General features: G+C 64.9%; 15 protein-coding genes. 10 read left to right on the forward strand and 5 right to left on the reverse strand.

The features are described 5' to 3' along the window. Positions 1 to 34: 34 nt before the first annotated feature. Entirely contained in the window at positions 35 to 1,147 is a 1,113-nt protein-coding gene (locus ITJ67_RS01135; protein WP_194676476.1) for a glycosyltransferase, read from the forward strand. A 196-nt stretch (positions 1,148 to 1,343) separates the two neighbouring features. Continuing rightward, on the forward strand, positions 1,344 to 2,909 hold the full coding sequence (locus ITJ67_RS01140) for an LPXTG cell wall anchor domain-containing protein (protein WP_194676477.1): 1,566 nt from the start codon (positions 1,344 to 1,346) through the stop codon (positions 2,907 to 2,909). 396 nt (positions 2,910 to 3,305) lie between these two features. Here the strand turns inward: ITJ67_RS01140 and ITJ67_RS01145 are convergent, their stop codons facing one another. Both ITJ67_RS01145 and ITJ67_RS01150 read right to left on the reverse strand, forming a co-directional pair. Next, the gene (locus ITJ67_RS01145) at positions 3,306 to 3,896 is read right to left on the reverse strand and encodes an ElyC/SanA/YdcF family protein (RefSeq protein WP_194676478.1); all 591 of its coding nucleotides are present in this window, start codon (positions 3,894 to 3,896) and stop codon (positions 3,306 to 3,308) included. Positions 3,897 to 4,143: 247 nt separating this feature from the next. Further along, entirely contained in the window at positions 4,144 to 6,510 is a 2,367-nt protein-coding gene (locus ITJ67_RS01150) for a hypothetical protein (protein ID WP_194676479.1), read from the reverse strand. A 510-nt stretch (positions 6,511 to 7,020) separates the two neighbouring features. Here ITJ67_RS01150 and ITJ67_RS01155 point away from each other — a divergent pair. The 7 genes from ITJ67_RS01155 (at position 7,021) to ITJ67_RS01185 (ending at position 14,958) form a co-directional block, all read left to right on the forward strand. Beyond that, positions 7,021 to 9,045, forward strand: coding sequence for a hypothetical protein (locus ITJ67_RS01155; RefSeq protein WP_194676480.1), 2,025 nt, complete (start codon positions 7,021 to 7,023; stop codon positions 9,043 to 9,045). Positions 9,046 to 9,147: 102 nt separating this feature from the next. Then, positions 9,148 to 10,065 (forward strand): UTP--glucose-1-phosphate uridylyltransferase, encoded by a 918-nt coding sequence (locus ITJ67_RS01160; protein WP_104240298.1) that lies wholly within the window; start codon positions 9,148 to 9,150, stop codon positions 10,063 to 10,065. A gap of 173 nt (positions 10,066 to 10,238) precedes the next feature. Beyond that, positions 10,239 to 11,735: an acid phosphatase gene (locus ITJ67_RS01165; RefSeq protein WP_228502154.1), complete on the forward strand. Its 1,497-nt coding sequence runs from the start codon at positions 10,239 to 10,241 to the stop codon at positions 11,733 to 11,735. Between the two features lie 188 nt (positions 11,736 to 11,923). After that, positions 11,924 to 12,310, forward strand: coding sequence for a VOC family protein (locus ITJ67_RS01170; RefSeq protein WP_194676481.1), 387 nt, complete (start codon positions 11,924 to 11,926; stop codon positions 12,308 to 12,310). Positions 12,311 to 12,318: 8 nt separating this feature from the next. Further along, complete coding sequence (locus ITJ67_RS01175) at positions 12,319 to 12,846, forward strand: DUF3995 domain-containing protein (protein ID WP_228502155.1); 528 nt, start codon at positions 12,319 to 12,321, stop codon at positions 12,844 to 12,846. A gap of 10 nt (positions 12,847 to 12,856) precedes the next feature. Beyond that, positions 12,857 to 13,576: a response regulator transcription factor gene (locus tag ITJ67_RS01180; RefSeq protein ID WP_194676482.1), complete on the forward strand. Its 720-nt coding sequence runs from the start codon at positions 12,857 to 12,859 to the stop codon at positions 13,574 to 13,576. Further along, on the forward strand, positions 13,576 to 14,958 hold the full coding sequence (locus ITJ67_RS01185; protein ID WP_194676483.1) for a sensor histidine kinase: 1,383 nt from the start codon (positions 13,576 to 13,578) through the stop codon (positions 14,956 to 14,958). The genes ITJ67_RS01180 and ITJ67_RS01185 overlap by 1 nt, the downstream gene beginning before the upstream one ends. 16 nt (positions 14,959 to 14,974) lie before the next feature. Here ITJ67_RS01185 and ITJ67_RS01190 read toward each other — a convergent pair whose 3' ends face one another. Genes ITJ67_RS01190 through ITJ67_RS01200 form a run of 3 tightly spaced genes read right to left on the reverse strand, consistent with a single transcriptional unit; the run spans position 14,975 to position 16,510 of the window. Next, the gene (locus tag ITJ67_RS01190) at positions 14,975 to 15,232 is read right to left on the reverse strand and encodes a type II toxin-antitoxin system RelE family toxin (protein ID WP_194676484.1); all 258 of its coding nucleotides are present in this window, start codon (positions 15,230 to 15,232) and stop codon (positions 14,975 to 14,977) included. Further along, positions 15,229 to 15,492: a type II toxin-antitoxin system Phd/YefM family antitoxin gene (locus ITJ67_RS01195; RefSeq protein ID WP_160071073.1), complete on the reverse strand. Its 264-nt coding sequence runs from the start codon at positions 15,490 to 15,492 to the stop codon at positions 15,229 to 15,231. The genes ITJ67_RS01190 and ITJ67_RS01195 overlap by 4 nt, the downstream gene beginning before the upstream one ends. A 55-nt stretch (positions 15,493 to 15,547) precedes the next feature. Next, positions 15,548 to 16,510: a TAXI family TRAP transporter solute-binding subunit gene (locus tag ITJ67_RS01200; protein WP_194676485.1), complete on the reverse strand. Its 963-nt coding sequence runs from the start codon at positions 16,508 to 16,510 to the stop codon at positions 15,548 to 15,550. A gap of 151 nt (positions 16,511 to 16,661) precedes the next feature. Here ITJ67_RS01200 and dctA point away from each other — a divergent pair, with 151 nt between their 5' ends. Next, the gene (gene dctA / locus ITJ67_RS01205; RefSeq protein ID WP_323741349.1) at positions 16,662 to 18,221 is read left to right on the forward strand and encodes a C4-dicarboxylate transporter DctA; all 1,560 of its coding nucleotides are present in this window, start codon (positions 16,662 to 16,664) and stop codon (positions 18,219 to 18,221) included. Positions 18,222 to 18,623 lie beyond the last annotated feature (402 nt).

Consider the following 18,623-nt stretch of genomic DNA (forward strand, 5'->3'; position numbering starts at 1 on the left):
CGAGCGGTGGACGGACATCACTAGAGGTTCAGAAATGACTAGAAAAGTCGCAATCATCGGCACCCGTGGCTACCCCAGCTACTACGGGGGCTTCGAGACCGCCGTGCGCAAGCTCGCACCCTACTTGAGTGAGCGAGGGTGGGAGGTAACTGCATATGGTCGTCCGGCCGCACTTGAAGCCGATGACCCAGCACGTGACGAGCGCGTGATCCAGAGGACCACGTGGGGGCTCGAGACGAAGTCGCTCAGCACACTCAGCTACGGCTTTACAGCCGCCATCGATGCTGCAATCAAGAAGCCGGATGCCGCCATCGTCATGAATGTTGCGAACGGTTTCTGGCTCCCATTCCTGCGTGCGCGCGGCGTACCCACCATGGTCAACGTGGATGGCATGGAATGGGAACGAGCCAAGTGGGGCAACCTCGCAAAGAAGGTGTTCTACAGTGGCGCTCTCGCGACCAAGCGATACGCCGATCTTCTTGTCTACGACTCCCACGAGATCGGGCGACGCTGGCGTGAGGAGTTTGGTCGTTCTGGTCTTTTCATCCCATACGGTGGTGATGCCTCGGAGACCCAGCCTCTAGAGCCCGGGCTGAAGCCTGGTGGCTACGTTCTACTCGTTGCGAGATTCGTGCCTGAGAACACTGTCGGAGAATTTCTGGAAGCCGCCGAGAAGCTCGCCGAAAGATGGCCAGTGGTGCTCGTGGGATCCACTGGATACGGCGGAGAACTCGACGATCGAGCCCAGAAGCTGAGCGACGCCAACCCGAATGTGAAGTGGTTCGGCCACATTAACGACGATGGACGCCTGCACTCGCTGTGGTCGAATGCGGGGGCCTATTTCCACGGGCACAGTGTCGGGGGGACGAACCCTGCTCTGGTTCAGGCGATGTCGCTCGGTGCTCCGACTGTCGCGCGCGAGACGGTCTACAACCGCGAAGTACTTGGTGATTCCGGGGTATTCACGGACCCGTCGCCCGCGTCCATCGTCGCGGCCGTCACGTCGGTGATGGAGAGCGAAGACATCCGTGAACGCCTCGCCCGAGACGCTCGGACTCGTGCCGGCGAGCACTACTCCTGGGATTCCGTCTGCCGAGGTTACGAAGAAGGCTTGGAGAAACTGATTGCTTCGCGGGACAGGAGCTAGCACCACCATCAGGGGAGTAGGGCGTTAGGGCGTCGACAGATCAACCGGGCGATGAAGCGAGGCTAGACAGTGCCTGGTTTTGATGCGTAGTCGCGAAAAGGTTTGCTCTTTACTTGGTCGGATTGGGAGTTCTCCACTATTCTTGTTTCGGGCGGCCGTCGAGTCTGCGAGCAGCTTTGAACGCGTCGGGAGAAAAATGAAGAAGTTCTCAGCAGGTCTCGCTCTGATCTTGGCGGTTGTCGCCGGCGCAGGTTTTTCCGCACCCGCAGCGATTGCCTCCCCGCTTGATCAATTACCCCCTGAACTGCGGTCGCTCAGCATCGAACATGTTGATTCGTTTGGAGACGGGGATAAGATCGTTGCTCGCTGGACCGTGGCCGAAGTGAGCTCGATTGCTCACTTGCACCTCACCTTCAAGCATCCAAGCGGCAGCACGTTCTGGCTCGGTGAGACGGAGATCACGTCTGACGTAGGCGGGTTTGTAACCGGGACCACCAGCGCCGTGGTTGACAGTTCGAAGGTGCGTCCCGGTACGTACACTCTTGATGTCATAAATCTGGGGGATAAGGCTGTAAACCACACGTCGTTGCGGCAGGGAGACGGCCGCTTTGTTCCCCTGGGCTTCGAAGTTGCTGATTCTGGGATTGATTTTCAAGGGCCAGAGAACGTACAGTTTTCCCTCCGAACGCCCGGGCCGTTCGCCCCAGATGACCGCATCATCGTCGACTGGGCGGCTGAGGACGAGCACCGAATCAACGTGCTTCGCCTCATCGTAACTTCACCCTCCGGGAGATCTTTCTGGTTCTACATCGAGAGCTCGGAACTTGGCGAGGACGGTGTTCAGAGGGGGACCGCGAGCATTGCTGTGGACGGAGAGGAGTGGCCCTCGGGTGCCTACTCGCTCACGGAATTCGCTATTGGAGACGAATTGGGCAATCTCACAACCATGAAATCAGGGGAGTCGGGGTACCCAGAGCTTAGGTTTGAAGTTGGACCTACGAACCTGGATGTGACAGATCCGGTGTTGATTTCAGTCGTCATGACTTCGCCTGAGGTCGTTCGGCCCGGAGATAGTGTCTCCTTTGATTGGACTGCCTTCGACGACAGAGGAATCAGGAGTGTGGGTTTTTCGTACCGCTCTGTCCGGCCGGCAGTTCCATGCGAGGTCCTCGAGCCTTGCCACAGCCACTTTCTCGGAGATGTCACCATCACGTCCGTGGTCGATGGAGTGCACACAGGGACGACCTCTAGTGTTGTCGACGACCCGTTCCGATGGACCTCGGGCAGGTACGAGTTGAGGTCCGTCTCCGTTATCGACACAACGGGGAACCAGATCTCGATTCGCGCGGGGGATTCGCTTTTCCCAGAAGGAGGATTCTTCGTGGATAAGGGGCCTCTCCCTTCCCCCACCCCTACTGGTGAGGAAACTGCTTCTCCTACGGCTGCGCCCTCGCCATCGTCTTCTGCTTCCCCTCAGCCGACGCAATCATCCGGCCCGGATTACAGCGCGCCGGCGACGGCCGCGCCATCGGAGCCCTCGTTGCCCGTTCTCCCTACAGCAACGGTCGCCCCGTCGGAAGCAACTGAGTCACCTTCCGCGTTTGGTGCAGGATCTGCGACCAACACACCGTCGAGTCAGCAGAACCCAGTACTGGCCAGCACCGGACGAGACGCTTCCATGGCGACGCTCGCCATAGCCAGCGTTTCGGTCATCGCGCTTGGTCTCGGCGCACTGCTGGCGCGTCGACGACAGGAACGCTGAAACGGCGAGCCCTGCGAGCCTTTCCCTCTCAGCCCGATGCCGGGCCGCCTCAACTCCGGAAGCTCTAGAGCTCCGCGTCGCCCGGCAGGTTCGAGCCCAGGCCCCCGTGCGAGTCGTGGCTCTTGGTGCTCGGACTGGCGCTCTTGGAACCGTGATCAACCGTGAAGTCGCCCTCGATTCAGGTGTGTTCATTGATCGATCGCCCGGCTCGATTGTCGCGGCCGTAACTTCGGGAGCCGGGAGCGAGGTAAGCAGGGAGCGACTCGCGAAGGAGCGAGACCTTGCGCAGCTGGTTCCCGTTCCTGGGGATCGATGCGCTTTTGCTACGACGGAGGGAGCACCCAGAGAACACCGGTCCCGTCCGCACGGCCTTCGTAGGTTGCTTGAGATGCAAGATCAAGCGCATCCAGTCGAGAGTGTGAACGCTTTGCCGAAGGCCAGCAGCTGGTAGAGGTATTCGAGGGCGTTGCGCTTGGGGCCCAGGTAGGTTCCGTCCTGAACCACCGTCGATTCTCCCGTGAAGCATCGGTCGAGGTACAACTCAGTTCTGAGCACGTGCGGTGCGAAGGTGATGACCATCACAGAGTCCCAGCCTTGCTCGTCCGCCATTCGCTGCAAGAGAGCGACCTCACCCTGAGTCGTAGAAGGTTGGGGCTGCACGCAGTGAACGTCATAGGCCTGTTCATGGGTGCATATCCAAAGCTTGTCAGCGCCATACGTGCCCATTCCGGGGGTGGTCGAGACGACCAGAGTGTTGCTGAAACCGGCCGCGATCAAGTCTTGTCCGAGGCCAATTCGAGTCTGCGATGCAGGACCGAGGACGAAGATAGCGTCGACAGTGGTTGGTGCTCGCTGGGGTGGAAAGAGCACTGGCCCGACCGGAATCATGAGCAACGTTGCGAGCGCCAGAAGCACCAGATGCCAGATTCTGCGCTCACGCCATGCGCCTGCTGGCGGTGACGCCCCAGGGCCAAGATCGATCTTCATGGTGCGGGCTCCTGGTCAGCTGGGCGACGCGACTCGATCAGGGAAGCGTCGCCTCGACATCGAGCATGATGAGCGCACGAGGAGTCGAGATGCTCGAGCCACCCTACGATTTCTCCGCTGGTGCGTGTCAACGCACGGAGGAGGTTGTCTGAGATTCAGGACGAAGCCCGGTCGGCTGCTTCGACGCTCATTCGCTTAGTCTGAGGCTCACAACAGGAGTTAGTGCCCACTCCCTTGGCTGCTGACATCAAGGCGCGCACACCACGCCCACCACCAGAGTCCTCACCGGCGTGCCGCTCGTGGCGTTCGAGCATCGGAATGCCGAAGCTGGCGTGTTCACCACGGCGAAGGCCGTCTGATTGGCTGCCGTTCCTCCAACGAACGAGACCGAGTTGGCTGCGTAGACGTGACCGACGCCCCAGGTCTGGCCAGAGGATTCCGTATCTGCATACTGGTTGCCGTAGAGGGTCTGGAAGCCGTAGGCGAGACGGGCTGTCGCGGTGTTGCCGTAGATGAGAATGTTCGAGCCCTTGAGCGCGACGGTGCTGTCAGTGATCTGAGTTCCGTACGACGACTGATCTTTCGGCGTGCCGAGTTCGTTCTTGTAGATCAAGCCATTGCTGGTCTGTTCCTTGGCCTCTATTGCTTGAGCAGTGGTTTCCGTGATGCGGTTGTAGGCCAGAACGAAACTATTGGTCCGGTCCGGATAGCAGCTCGCGCCTTCCGGTGCTGAGGGGGCATTGTTGCAGCCGGCTGCGAGGGAATGCCCGACGTAGATGCCCTCGCCGTAGGGTTCGCTCCCAGCCCGTTGTCCTGCTTCCGTGATCGAGGAGCGAACGACCGAAACGTCGCTCGACTGCGACTTGACGCCGCTCTGCGCACGTAGGTACACACCGCCCTGCCCTGTGTTCGCGACGTGAACGCTGTCGATCCGGACATTCGTGCCGCCGCCTACCTCGATTCCGCTGAATGCATCCCTGACGTTGAGGTGCGCCAATCGGACGTGGGAGGCGTTGATGATGAGACCAGACGGCGACTTCAGCGTGTAGCCCGCTACCGTCGGTCCGTTCATGTCGAGTGTCGCGGACTCCGCGTCTAAGGCGACAGACGCGGGCGCGGCCTGGGGCAGGGCGGCGCTCGAGGCGACTTTTCCGCAGATGGTGATCGGCGCTTGCGCTGTGCCGCTCTTCGTCATCACGAAACCCCTGTTCTCGCTGGGTACGTTCGCCTTAGGAAAGCCGCCGAAAGTGCCCGTCGGCGACAGCACGATGATCGACCCGGGCTGTGCTGCGTCCATTGCTGCTTGAAATTCGAGGCTCGTCGTCACTGGAGTTGCGGCCGCGGCCGCACTCGATGAGCACTCGCTAACGGACGGCACCCGCGACGACAGAGAAGGCTGTACAAAGGTCGAAGGTCCGGATCGCGGGCCGGCTGCAGCTGATGAGCCATTGCTTAGGCCGAACACGGGTTTGACTGCGTAGCGATAGTTGTTGCCCTCGGTGAGGCCCTGCTCCACGTAGGGAGATGAACCTACTATCGCCACTGGGACGAAAGCCGCAGTAGCGCTCTCGGCACGCAGGATCTGGTATTTCCGGGATGTTGTCGTTTGGCCGAGTGGGTCCGTCCAGCTCACACGGGCCCCGTTCCCGTCCGTGAGGGGATTCGATGTCGCATCGGTAGCTGTTGCAGAGATCCCCGTCAGTGCTGCCTGCGTGCTGGACACGGCGAATGCGTCGAGAAACATGTTGAACGATGAGGAAGCCGCGTTCTTGCTCGAGGTCGTGGAGATGGTGATCGTGTAGAGGCCATCGCCCGAGTTCGCCGGCGCATTCCACGTGAAGAGGTTTTGCTGGTAGAGGTTCTGAGGGGAGTAGCGATCAACTTTGCCCACTGCCACGCCATTGATCCTGACGCTCGCGATGCCTGAGCTTGCGGTTTTCCGACCGATCCAACTTATTGAGTTGCCGATGAACGTGAAGCTGGCGCTGACTTCGCCAGTCCGGGGTCTCGATGCGTACGTGCCTGAACCGCCGGAATCTTGCGAATGGGCCGCACTGGTCCAGCCCGCCGAATATCTGATCGCGGGCTCATCTTGCTGATGGAGACCGACCCCTGGGGCTGAGACTTCCAACGCATCCACAGGGATGCTCGTCCCGGTAGACCCCATGGGCTTCGTGGAAGTCCAGGAGATCTTGATCGTGTGCTGCCCCTGAGAGAGCTCGCCGGAGTCGAAGGCGGTCTGCGTGTACTGAGTGGCGGTGGCGTACCTCGACACTGATGTCGGGGTTCCTCCGTCGATCGACACACTCGCAGTGCCGCCGGAAGGAGTGACACGGCCCAGCCAGATCACACGTGTTCCAGTGAACGTGAACGAGAGGGAGCCAGCCGAGGTCAGGTAGACGCTTGAGCCACCGGAATCGCTCGCACTCGTCAGCTTTCCCCAGGGGCCCGAGTACTTGATTCGAGGGTCATCCTGTTCGAGCCTTGTCGAACGATTCTGTCCGGAGTTGGCGGCCTCGGCGGAGTCCACCCCAGCGGTTGGCAACACCGACAGGAGTGCGGTAGCCAGTAGCGCGATGGTGAGAACTGCAATTCGCCGGGCGTGAGTTCGCATACCCCGAGCCTAATGAAGATTTCGTTCGCGGACGACCCCGTTGCGCTCATGCCCAGGTGAGGGTGGCCCAGGCCACTAGCAGCCGGGTCCGCGTGCCCTGCGGTGGTGGCGGGGCGTTCAGTTTGGCCCTGACGTCGGCGTAAACTCGAGCGCATCCCCCCGCGATCAACAGGTCGTCTCCCGGCCGCAGCTACAGCCCGCGCGCGACCGCGGAAGGGGCCAACCGAAGCATGCAGGATATCTGAGGACGTTCGTTTGAAAGATGCACCTAGAGCGTCGGGGGCGCCAGAGAACTCGAATCCCGGCCTTTCTCGCCGCACTCTGATCTTGAGCTCGCTGGGCTTCGCCGCCGCCGCTGCGGCGTCCCACATAGCTTTCCCGACGATAGCGGACACTCCCGGGTACGCATCCACTCGCCTCTTCCGGGTCGCTCGGACCGAAGCGCCAAGGCGTTCCCTGTTCGCGGCAAATGAGCAGGTCTACGCCCGATACCTCATGAGCGTAGCTGAGATGGCCAACGACATCGTTGACTACGACGACGCTCTTTACGGCTACATGGACGGTGGATGGTGGCGTCCTGAGCGTGTCCAAAGTGAGAGAAATGCCCGAGTCATGGAGCACGTTTCCACGCTCAGCTGGTTCTACGCGAGCGAGCGGGATTGGAACCCTCACTACAAGGACGCGCCGCTGCTCGCTCGCTTGAACGCGGCAGTGGGTTACTACGTCTCATTGCAACGCCCTGACGGTAGTTACCCGGAGTACGACGATTCGGCGTCACTTGCTGCTACTGGATTTGGGCTCGTGGCCCAAGCGGAGGCATACGAGTTGCTGGAAAGCGCCGGTGGCGCGGAGGAGAGCTTGCATCTCCTCAGTACGAGTATGACGCGGGCACTCAACTGGGTGCTCGATGCCGATGGAGAACACTGGTCCACGCCGATTGTGGCGTTCAACCAGCTCTCTGGAGCTTTGGTCGGCGCGCAGCGGGCGCTTCAGGTGCTTCCGGAGTCCATGGTTTCTCAGGCTGCCATCGATGAGCGCCTCGTCTACCTCTGCGAACAAGGCCAGGCCCCCGCGGGGTTCCTCAACGAACTCTATGGGGTGGATTTCGAGTACAACTTCACGGTGACAATGCCAGATCTAGCTTGGCTCTATCGCCACACTCAGAATGCGAGCATCGTGGGTCTGGTGAAGCGCTATATGGAGTTCATGCGCTACGCCGTCATCCCTGAACCGAGCGGCGGGGAACTCATGCACGTCCCGGCCTTGCACACACGCAACCCGGCAGGGCCGGTCTCGCGACCGCCAGAGGACCTTCTCGACCGCGCGGCGCTGGCAAAACTCTTCCTGGACGAGGTGCCGGACATCGCGCTCTTCCTTCCCACCCGCGGAGAGAAGGATGACGTTCGCACCGCTTTCGTCCGAGACTCTCAGCCGCTCATAGCCCTGGAAAAGCCGCATACTTCGCCACGCACCTGGATGTATGGGCCGATCGCTCCTGAAGGTCCGACTACAGCGCAGCGTGACGCAATCGAAGGCCGTCTGCCGTTGTTGCAGGCGGACCGCTTCACTAAGCTCGAGAGCGGCTCTCTGAATGACCAATACCTCTTCATTCGCCGGCCGGATTACTACCTCGTAGGAGTCTTCGGCGAGCATCAAGCCGGACAGCTCTCGACCCGGCAGCTCGGAACACTCTGGCACCCGGACGCGGGGACCATACTGACGGGCACCAACGTGCGGGAGGGGGGCGAAGGTTGGGAGACTCGGACCGCGGACGGAAGCTTCAGTACCAGAAGGTCCTCATCCACAAGCGTCTTCCACACTGACCTGGCGCGGTCAAGAGAAATCGCCGTCGACCGAGTATCCGAACTTTCGGATCTCATCACTCAGCGTGCGCATGGACAGGGCGTACTGGAGTACGCAACGGCCTGGAACTACTGGGATCGTGGTGTCCGTTACCGATTCTGGACCGAAGCCGAGTCGAGCTTCACGCACCGGATGCCGCTGGTCCTGAAATCGGATGATGTGCTGACATTTTCCGACGGCCGTCGCTTCACCGTTGGGGACAAATCCGTGCGGGCGGACACGTCGAGCCTCACACTGACTCGCGGTGATCAGCGGGTGCTTTTCTCATTCGGGCCTGAATTGCATAGTACGTACGTCAACCGGTCCGAGGTGGGAGCAGCGGGTGGAGTCATCCACCGCGTAGGTATCCTCTTCGCGAGCCAGCTCGTGGTCGACATCACGTTCCTCAGTGCTGAGCAGACGACCCTCTTGGGCGCGGAGGCATTCGCAGGTGCGAGCGGGCAAGTGTCGCTCAGAGTGACAATCGATCCAGAAGCGAACCAGAGCGTTCACAGCATCGATGTCACAGGGGAAGGCGTGCAGGAATCGAGCACGACTCTCGAGCCTGGCTCCACGACCGTCGAGCAGACGGTAAACACCTCTGGCGTGCTGCCGTCTCAACTGAATGTTGTGGCTCGATCGGCAACCGGGAGTGCGATCGATCGGCTTCAGGTACCCGTTCGCGGTCGTTGATGGGATCTCCGTTTGCTGGCCCGCTCGTCTGCTGACCCACACGAGACGTCGCATGACGGCCAGCGAAACCTCCTGGATACCCGGGTCCAATACGCTGGACTCATGCGCGCACCAATAACCAAGGCTGTCATCCCCGCGGCAGGCCTCGGGACTCGCTTCCTGCCTGCCACGAAGGCCATCCCGAAAGAGATGCTCCCCGTCGTCGACCGCCCCGCCATCCAGTACGTCGTGGAGGAGGCTGTCGAGGCCGGCCTCTCCGACGTGCTCATGATCACCGGCAGACACAAGGCGTCGCTCGAGAACCACTTCGACCGCGTGGCCGAACTCGAGACGCTCCTCGCGGCTCGCGGTGAGCACGAGAAGCTCGCCCGCGTGAACGCGGCGACCAACCTCGCCGACGTGCACTACCTCCGTCAGGGCGACCCGCTCGGCCTCGGCCACGCCGTGCTGCGCGCCAAGCAGCACATCGGCCACGAGCCGTTCGCCGTGCTCCTCGGCGACGACATCATGTCGTCCGGCGGATCCCTGCTCAAGCGCATGATCGAGGTGCACGAGCAGACCGGCGCCAGCGTCGTCGCGCTCCAGGAGATCGACCTCGACCAGATCTCCGCGTATGGAGTCGCCGCCTACGACACGAGCATCCCGCGCGAACAGGGCGTCGTCGGCCCCGACACGATCCAGCTGACCGGGCTCGTCGAGAAGCCAGCCCGTGAAGACGCGCCGTCGAACCTCGCCGTCATCGGGCGCTACCTGCTGCGTCCCGAGGTCTTCGAGGTCCTCGAGCGCACAGCCCCCGGCCGCGGCGGGGAGATCCAGCTCACCGACGCCCTCGAGGTGCTCGCCGGCGACCCCGAGGCGTTCGGCGGAGTCGTGGGCGTCGTCTACGGCGGACGCCGCTACGACACCGGCAACAAGCTCGAGTACATCAAGGCGACCGTCGAGCTCGCGAGCCAGGACCCGAAGCTTGGCCCCGAGCTCCGCCCTTGGCTGCAGTCCTTCGCGGCGCAGATCGCCGACTGAGCCGAGACGATCACGAGACGGGGACCCCGCGCAGGACGCGCCGGGTCCCCGTTCTGCTTCTCGCCGACCTCCGCGCCCTCGTTCACTAGCCGGTCACCTAGTGGACATCGGGTGATCTCCCGGGGCCTCTACGCTCGCCGGGTTCATCCCCCGACCGTTAGGCCGAACCCCGCATGCGCATCACGACGTCTCGACGACGCCTCGCTTCCACCATCGCTGTGACGACCGGGCTGGGGGTGCTCCTCTCCGGCTTCGGCGCGGGGGCAGCATCCGCCGCCGAGCCGTTCACCGACGACCAGCTCGCCTACGACTACCCGTCGAACGCCGAGTACGACTACGTGCCGATCATGGACCAGTTCTCCTGGCTCGTCACCGACCGCGCCGACATCATCGCGCTCAACGACAGCCAGACCGTCGACATCAACACCTCGGCCACCCCCGAGCAGGTCGAGCGCGCGATCGTCGACCAGTACGACGACATGTCGGTCTCCATGGCCGACGGCCTCGGCGAGAACCTCGGCGCGATCTACACCGAGGCGCGCCTCGCGGGCGAGCTGCCGAAGATCGACGCGCTCCTCGCGAAGAGCGGCGGCCTCGTCGGGTACTACTCCTCGTCGAACCCGTCGAAGAACTACTTCGACTACGACCGCCCTTACATCCGCTTCCCCGAGCTGCTCCAATACCGCGACAAGGAGGGCGGCGACGCCTGGGACTCCACGAGCGGCGCCTACCCCAGCGGCCACACCTCGCAGGCGTACTGGCAGGGCACGTCGCTCTCGATGATGCTGCCAGAGCTCGCCCCGCAGATCCTCGCACGCACCTCCGAAGCCGGGAACAACCGCATCGTCATGGCGGCGCACTACCCGCTCGACGTGATGAGCGGGCGCATGATGGGCCAGCACATCGTCGAGCGCCGCATGAGCGACCCGGCGTTCCGTGAGCTCTTCGCCGAGGCCGAGGCCGAACTGCGCGGCGTGCTCGAGGCCGGATGCGGCGCCGCCCTCGCCGACTGCATCGAAGCCGACACCCCGTACCTCTCCGACGGCGACGCACTCGCCCTGTACGAGCAGCGCATGTCTTACGCCTTCCCGCAGATCGCACCCGCCGGGGAAGCCGTGACGATCCCCGCGAACGCCGAGTCGCTGCTCATCACGAGCCACCCCGACCTCACGCCCGAGCAGCGGCGTCAGGTGCTCGAGCTCACCGCGCTCGACTCCGGCTACCCGCTCGATGAGGGTGCAGAGGGCAGCTGGCAGCGCCTCAACCTGGCCGCCGCCATGGCGGCTCAGGTCGAGGTCAACGCCGACGGAACCATCAGCCTCGTCGACGCCGGAGCCGAGCAGCCCGAGCCCAGTACGCCGGGCACCGCCGAGCCCACCGTGACCCCAGCCCCGACGGTGGCGCCCACCGCCACCACGGAGCCCACCGCGTCCGCGACCGCGGCGCCCACCGCGTCGGCGACGACCGCGCCCGTTGCCTCCGCCACCGCATCCGCCACGTCGACGACCGCACCGGTCGCCGGCGGCGGGAACGCCGACAACGGCTCGGACGCGCTCGCAACAACCGGCGCCGAGAACGTCGGCGCTGGCATCCTCGCCGCATTCGCGCTGCTCGCGACCGGCCTGACCGCACTCGTCGTGCGCAAGCGCTCCGCGAAGCCGAACAGCTAGCAGACGTCGAGAACACGAGGCCCGCAGGCCCGCTCGCCCGGAGCATCCACCAGATGCCGGAGGCGGTGACCTGCGGGCTTCGTCTGCCGCTGATCGACCTCGAGGCGGGCCCCGTCCGCCCCATCGAACTTCCTGCGCATCCGCGCCAACCACTGGCGTCGTCGCCCACCTCGCGGTGGACTTGACCCATGGCAAAGACAACTCGCGTGCTCAGCGTCTCGGTTCCCGTCTCCGATGTGGATGCGGCGCTCGCCTTCTACACGGACGTGCTCGGCTGTGAGCTCGTCATGGACGTCGAAGCGTGGCCAGGCGCCCGCTACGTCGAGGTGCTCCCGCCTGGCTCGAGCGTCGGCATCGTCCTGCTCCCGCACGACAGCGAGATTCCCATCGCCGTGCGCCTCGGCACCACGGACGCGCAGGAGGCGCACGACCGGATCAAGGCCAGCGGCGTCGAGCTCCACAACGCCGAAGTGCTGCGCTGGGAGAGCGTTGCGCCCATGTTCTCGTTCGAAGACCCGGACGGCAACGGGCTCGTCTACCTAGAGGACCAGGCCGGCCAGACACCGGGGGAGTAGGGGCGCGGATGCGCGAAGACACCCGCACTCGCCACTCGCGCAGCGCCGCGCGAATGCTCGTGCTGGCTGCGGCCGCGATCGGCGTCGTGCACGCCGCCTTCAGCGCCTACTGGGCGCTCGGCGGAACCTGGTTGCTGTCGACCATCGGGGCGATCGCCGTCGAGTTCTCGCGGCGGGAACCCCTGGAGTCTGGCCTCCTGCTCGGAGGCGTCGCGCTGGTCAAGCTGCTCGCCGCGCTCATCCCGGTCGCGCTCGACGCGCAGCGGATGCCCTGGCCGAGAGTCTGGCGCGCCATCTGCTGGGTGGGCGGCCCCGGCATCGTGCTTTACGGGCTCGTCAACATCGTCGCCAGCGGCGCCGTGCTGCTCGGCATTCTCGTCCCGGAAGGCGGCTACGACCGGGATGCCATGATCGGGCACGCCCTCCTCTGGGACCCGCTCTTCCTCATCTGGGGGCTCGCCCTCACGGGCTGGCTCTGGCTCACGAGGCCAGTGGCCCGGACCGCGCCACCGCCCGCCGAGGGACGCGTCAAATAAACTCGACCCCATGCGCGTGCTGCTCTGCGAAGACGACGACCAGTTGGCAAGGGGGCTGAGCCGCGCCCTCAAGCACGCCGGACACCGGGTCACGCGGGCCGCCGACGTCGCCGAAGCCCTCGCCTGCATCCGCGACGAAGTGCCCGAGCTGGCGCTCGTCGACATGTCCCTCCCCGACGGGCTCGGCACGCAGATCATCGCGAAGCTCCGCCAGCATCCGGCCGTCGGCATCATCGTCGTCAGCGCGCACGGCCGCGAGCGGGACCGCATCGCGGGGCTCCGCGCCGGCGCCGACGACTACGTCACCAAGCCCTTCAGTGTCGCCGAGCTGCTCGTCCGCATCGAGGGCCTCGCCCGGCGCACCCGCGAGATGCGCCGCTACACGAGCACCGCCGGCTCTCCCGTCATCGAGGTCGGGATGCTGCGCCTCGACACCGGGACGCGCACCGCGACCATCACCGCAGACGGCGGTGCCACCCCAACCGCCCAGACGCTCACGCAGAAGGAGTTCGAGATCCTCCGTCTCCTCGCGGCGCGGGCAGGGCAGCCCGTGACGCGCGAGGACCTCCTCGACCGCGTCTGGGAGAGCAGCGTCGAGACCGGAACGCGCTCGCTCGACACCCACATGGCCACCCTGCGCAGCAAGCTCGGCGACACCGTCACCATCACCACCCTCCGCGGCGTCGGCTACAGCCTGACGGTGCCCGCCAACCCGAACGGGCCCACCTGATGCACCGGCGACTCGTGCTGTGCGCCATCCCGCTGCTCGTGCTGCTGCTCATCATGATCGCCGTGCCCACCGCCGTCACGATCGCCGACCGCCACTCGGCGGAACTCACCAACGACCGCCTCAACGATGCCGCCCGCTTCTCGACCGCCGCCTACACGGCCATCGGCACCGACCCCGTCCGCCTCCAGGCCGAGCTCGACGACTACGCCGAGCTGTTCGACACCCCCACCTGGCTGCTCAACCGCGACGGGCAGATCATCCACTCGGCGGGTTTGCCCTACGCGGTCGACGACGCTGACCTCGCGCTCGTCGACGCCGCCCTCTCCGGCCAATCGCCCGACATCACCACCACCGTCTGGCCGTGGGGGCCAGAGAGGCTCACGATCGTCGCTCCAGTCGGCCGCGACTCGCAGGTCGTCGGCGCCCTCGTCTTCGACGTGCCCACCGACACGGCTCGCACCACGATCCTCACCGAATGGCTCATCCTCGCCGCAGGGCTGCTCGTTCCCGGCGCCGTCGCCTTCTGGCTGCTCTGGCCCATGTCTCGGTGGATCCTCCGCCCCGTGCAAGAACTCGAACGCTCCGTCGACGCCGTCGCGCGCGGCGACCTCGACGCGAAAGCCGGCACCGACGCGGGCCCAAGCGAACTGCGGCTCCTCGCCTCCACCTTCAACTCCATGGTCGGCACCGTGTCCGCGACCGTCACGAGGCAGCAGGAGTTCGTGTCGGATGCGTCGCACCAGCTGCGCACGCCCCTCGCCTCGACGCGCATCTCGGTCGAGAACCTCGAGCCGTACCTCCGCGACGACGCCGAAGCCCGAGAAGTGCACGCCGAAGCCATCGAGACCATCGACCGCATGACCGGCACCGTCGCGGGCCTGCTCGACGCCACCCAGTTCCAGAGCCGGCCACCACGCATCTCGGCGATCGGCGACGCGCTCGCCGGGGCGGCGTTCCGGTGGGCAGAAGCCGGATCGCGAGCCGGCATCGGCGTGCAGACCGTGCATCTTCAGGGGGAATCGCTGGAAGTGCAGGAGCCGGCCGGCGGCCTCGACGCCGTCGTGAGCGAACTCGTCACCAACGCCATCAAGCTCTCCGGCGGCACCGAGGTGCGCGTCGCTGGCCGGCCGGACATCGCCTCGCGCCGCTACGTGGTCACGGTCGACGACAACGGCATCGGGCTCCCACCCGACGACCGTGAGCACGCGACGCAGCGCTTCTGGCGCTCGCCCCGCACCAGCAACCTGCCGGGCACCGGCCTCGGCCTGAGCATCGTCGCGCAAGCGCTCCGCGACATCGGGGGCGAGCTGATGCTCGCGGATGCACCCGGCGGCGGCCTCCGCGTCGAAGCTGCGATGCCCCTGGCGGAATCCCAGTCCTAGCTGAGCGGAGCATCTGCTAGCGATAGACCTCGCGACGGTGCGCGGCACGCACGATCGTGATGACGAGTTCCTCGTCGTAGATGTCGTAGATGACGAGGTAGTCGCCGATGCGAACTCTCCACGCGGTCTCCTCGCCCACCAGCTTGCGAGCCCCCTGCGGGCGTGGTGTTTCCGACAGCGACTGGATCGCATCCAGCACGCGCAGTTGGACTGGGCGAGCCAGCTTGCGGACCTGCTTCGCGGCGGCCGAGGTGAACTCGACGCGGTAGGTCACGCGCCGAGCTCACCGCGAAGCTCATCGAGGGAAACCCGGTCGCCATCATCTGCCGCTTTCGCATGGCGATAAGACTCAACATCGCGATGCATCTCGAACGACTCCAGAGCTTCGAGGTCCGCGACGCTGACGACGACTGCGGCGAGCTTGCCGTTCCGAGTCACTCCCACGCGTTCACCGGCATACATGGCCCGACCGAGCACGTCGGAGAGCTGCTCGCGAAGTTCTCGGGTGCTGATCTCACGCGTTACAGAGTCCATGTGTCAAGAGTAGACGTTGTGTACACAGTTGTCACTGTTTCCTGGCGAGTGGCCCCTACGGCTTGTTCGCGCGGAACCAGCCGGCGGCCCCGGGATGTAGCGCGATGGGAGTCGTCCCCGCCCCCGTTCGCGGGTTGATCTGTCCAGCCTCAGGGCGCACGTGCGACAGCGCATCCGCGTTGTCGAACAGACAAGCGGTGAGGAAATCGGCCATCGAATCCGCCATGCCGGGCCTCACCGCGAGCACCGTCGGCACCGCGAGCGTCGTCGCCGCCTGCAAGCCCTCGTACATCGTCGACGGGATCGTGACCGGGAAGTACACCAGCGAGAAGCGGTCGATGAGGCGCTCCGCGTTCGCGCCGAGGTCGATGAAGCGCACCCGCTGCCCAGCACCGATCTCGCTGATCGCCGGAGTCGGCATGCCCGTGAGACTTGCCGCAGCCTCGACCGCGCCGCCCGCGAGCGCCGCCACGGAGTCGGCCTGCGAGAGGCTCACGTAGTTCGCCTCGACGCCCAATTCAGTCAGGATCGCCGACGTCGTGAAGCGGGTGCCAGACAGCTCGAGTCCTCCCGCGATGGTCTTGCCCTGCAGACCGCGCAGATCCGTGATGTCCGAGTCCTCCGGAACCACGAGGTGCAGCACCGAATCGAAGACACGTGCGAGCGCCACGATCTCGCCCTCGAAACCAGCGGCGACGTCGACGTTGATGAGTGCCGCATCCACCTCGCCCGCGCTCAGCAGCTGCGCGTTCTCGAGCGATGACGCGGTATCGCGCACCAGCATCTCGCCGGCCGGCCATGAGGCGTTCACCGCGTCGGCGTAGGCCGCCCCGATCTCTCGGAACACCGCCCCCTCTGGGCCGGTCGCGAGCGTCAGCACCTGCCCGGACGGCTTCGGCGAGGCGCACGCCGCGAGCGCAAGCGAGGACATCGTTGCCGCCGCACCTCCGAGGAAGGCTCGCCGCGTGAAGCCGCCTGCTGGCGGCTCAACCGACGACATCCACGGTGCAAACGCCACGGTTCGAGCCTAACAAGCGGGCATCCGCGACCGAATGTCAAGAACACCTTAAGGATGCGCAGCACCCCTGGGCTCACGGCCTCTGGGCGCCCACCCTTGGACGACGAGCCGTCACCGATGACGCACACGCTGGAGTTCAAAGGAGAACACCGTGACACACGACTCGAGCCCCGACAAGGGCAAAGCGGTCAAGACCACCCCGAGCTCACCAGGTCGGGCAATCAGCAAGACCCCTCCCGCCAAGAAGAAGAAGCCGTTCTGGCACCACCTCTACGTGTGGGTGCTGGTCGGCATCGCGCTCGGCATCGCCGTCGGCCTGATCTTCCCGGCCTTCGCCTCCGAGCTGCGCTGGCTCGCGACGCTCTTCATCAACCTGGTCAAGGTCGTCATCGCGCCGACCATCTTCGCGACCGTCGTCGTGGGCATCGCTGGCCTCGGCAACCTCGCGAAAGCGGGTGGCCTCGCCCTGCGCACCGCCGTCTACTTCAACATCACCACCGTCGTCGCCCTCGGCCTCGGCCTCATCGCCATCAACGTGTTCCAGCCGGGCGCCGGCCTGAACTACGACGTCGCGAGCTTCGACGGATCGGCAGCCGACGCGACCATCGCCGACGCGGGCGACGCCGGGGGAGAAGGCCTGCCTGGTTTCATCCTCGGCCTCATCCCCACCTCGTTCATGTCGGCGTTCGTCGACGGCCAGCTCCTCCAGGTGCTGCTGCTCGCCATCCTGACCGCCATCGCGATCGCGATGCTCGGCAAGCGCGGCGAGAAGGTCGTGCGCGCCATGGACTCGCTCGCGAAGGTCATGTTCGGCATCATCAAGATCGTCATGTGGGTCGCCCCCATCGGCGCCTTCGGCGGCATCGCCTTCACGATCGGCAAGCACGGCGCCGAGATCCTCGGCAACCTCGCCTTCTTCATGGGGTCGTTCTGGCTCACCTGCCTCATCTTCGTGTTCCTGGTGCTCGGCCCCATCTGCCACTGGGCGGGCTTCAGCATCTTCAAGTACATCCGCTACATCAAGGACGAGCTGCTCATCGTGCTCGGCACCTCCTCTTCCGAGACGGTGCTGCCCCGCATGATGACGAAGCTCGAAGCGGCCGGCGTGCCCAAGCACGTGGTCGGCCTCACCATCCCGACCGGCTACTCGTTCAACCTCGACGGCACCGCCATCTACATGTCCATGGGCGCCATCTTCATCGCGCAGGCGTTCGGGGTGGATGTGCCCATCGGCACCCAGATCGCGCTCCTCGCGTTCATGCTCATCTCCTCGAACGGAGCTGCGGGCGTCTCCGGCGCGGGACTCGTGACCCTCGCCGCATCCATCGCAGCGTTCGACCACATCATCCCCATGGTCGGGCTCGCTCTTATCGTCGGCATCGACCGCTTCATGTCGGAAGGCCGCGCCCTCACGAACCTCACGGGCAACGGCATCGGCACACTCGTCATCGCCCGCTGGACGAAAGCGCTCGACCGCGACCGACTGCAGGAAGTGCTCGACAACCCCAACGACGTCGACGTCGAGCACCTCATGAGCCTCGACGGCGAGGAGGAAGCTGAAGCGCGCGCCGAGGGTGAGAGCAACCTTGAGCTGGCATCCGACAGCATCGACCGCAAGACGGCGTTCGCGGTCGGCGGGCCGGCTGCGGACCCGGCTGAGGGTTCCTTGGACCGCAGGGAATCCTCCAGCGAGCCGAACGCCCGCGGCTGACCGGAAACCGGCAGGGGCCCGCGGCGTCGATGTGACGCCTCGGGCCCCTTTTGCCGGTGCCTCTCCGCCACCTCCGCCGCCCCTCCACCACTGCCTCTGACCAACTTCAGTGATGATTCGGACGGTTTCGGCACTGACCGCCACGAGACGGCCATTTGAGCACTGAAGTTGGTCAGGGGTGCCGGATGTCGCCGCCGGAGCGCGCACCGACGGCTGACTGGCGCACGGAGCCGTCGCGGCAAGAATGGTGTCCAGCATCAGTGCAGAAACGGCGACATCAGCTGCGGGAACCGTGTCAGCGGCGAGGTTTGCACTGAAGTTGGTCAGGGGTGCCGGATGTCGCCGCCGGAGCGCACACCGACGGCTGACTGGCGCACGGAGCCGTCGCGGCAAGAATGGTGT

Source organism: Pseudoclavibacter sp. VKM Ac-2867, from assembly GCF_015351275.1.
GTDB lineage: Bacteria > Actinomycetota > Actinomycetes > Actinomycetales > Microbacteriaceae > Pseudoclavibacter.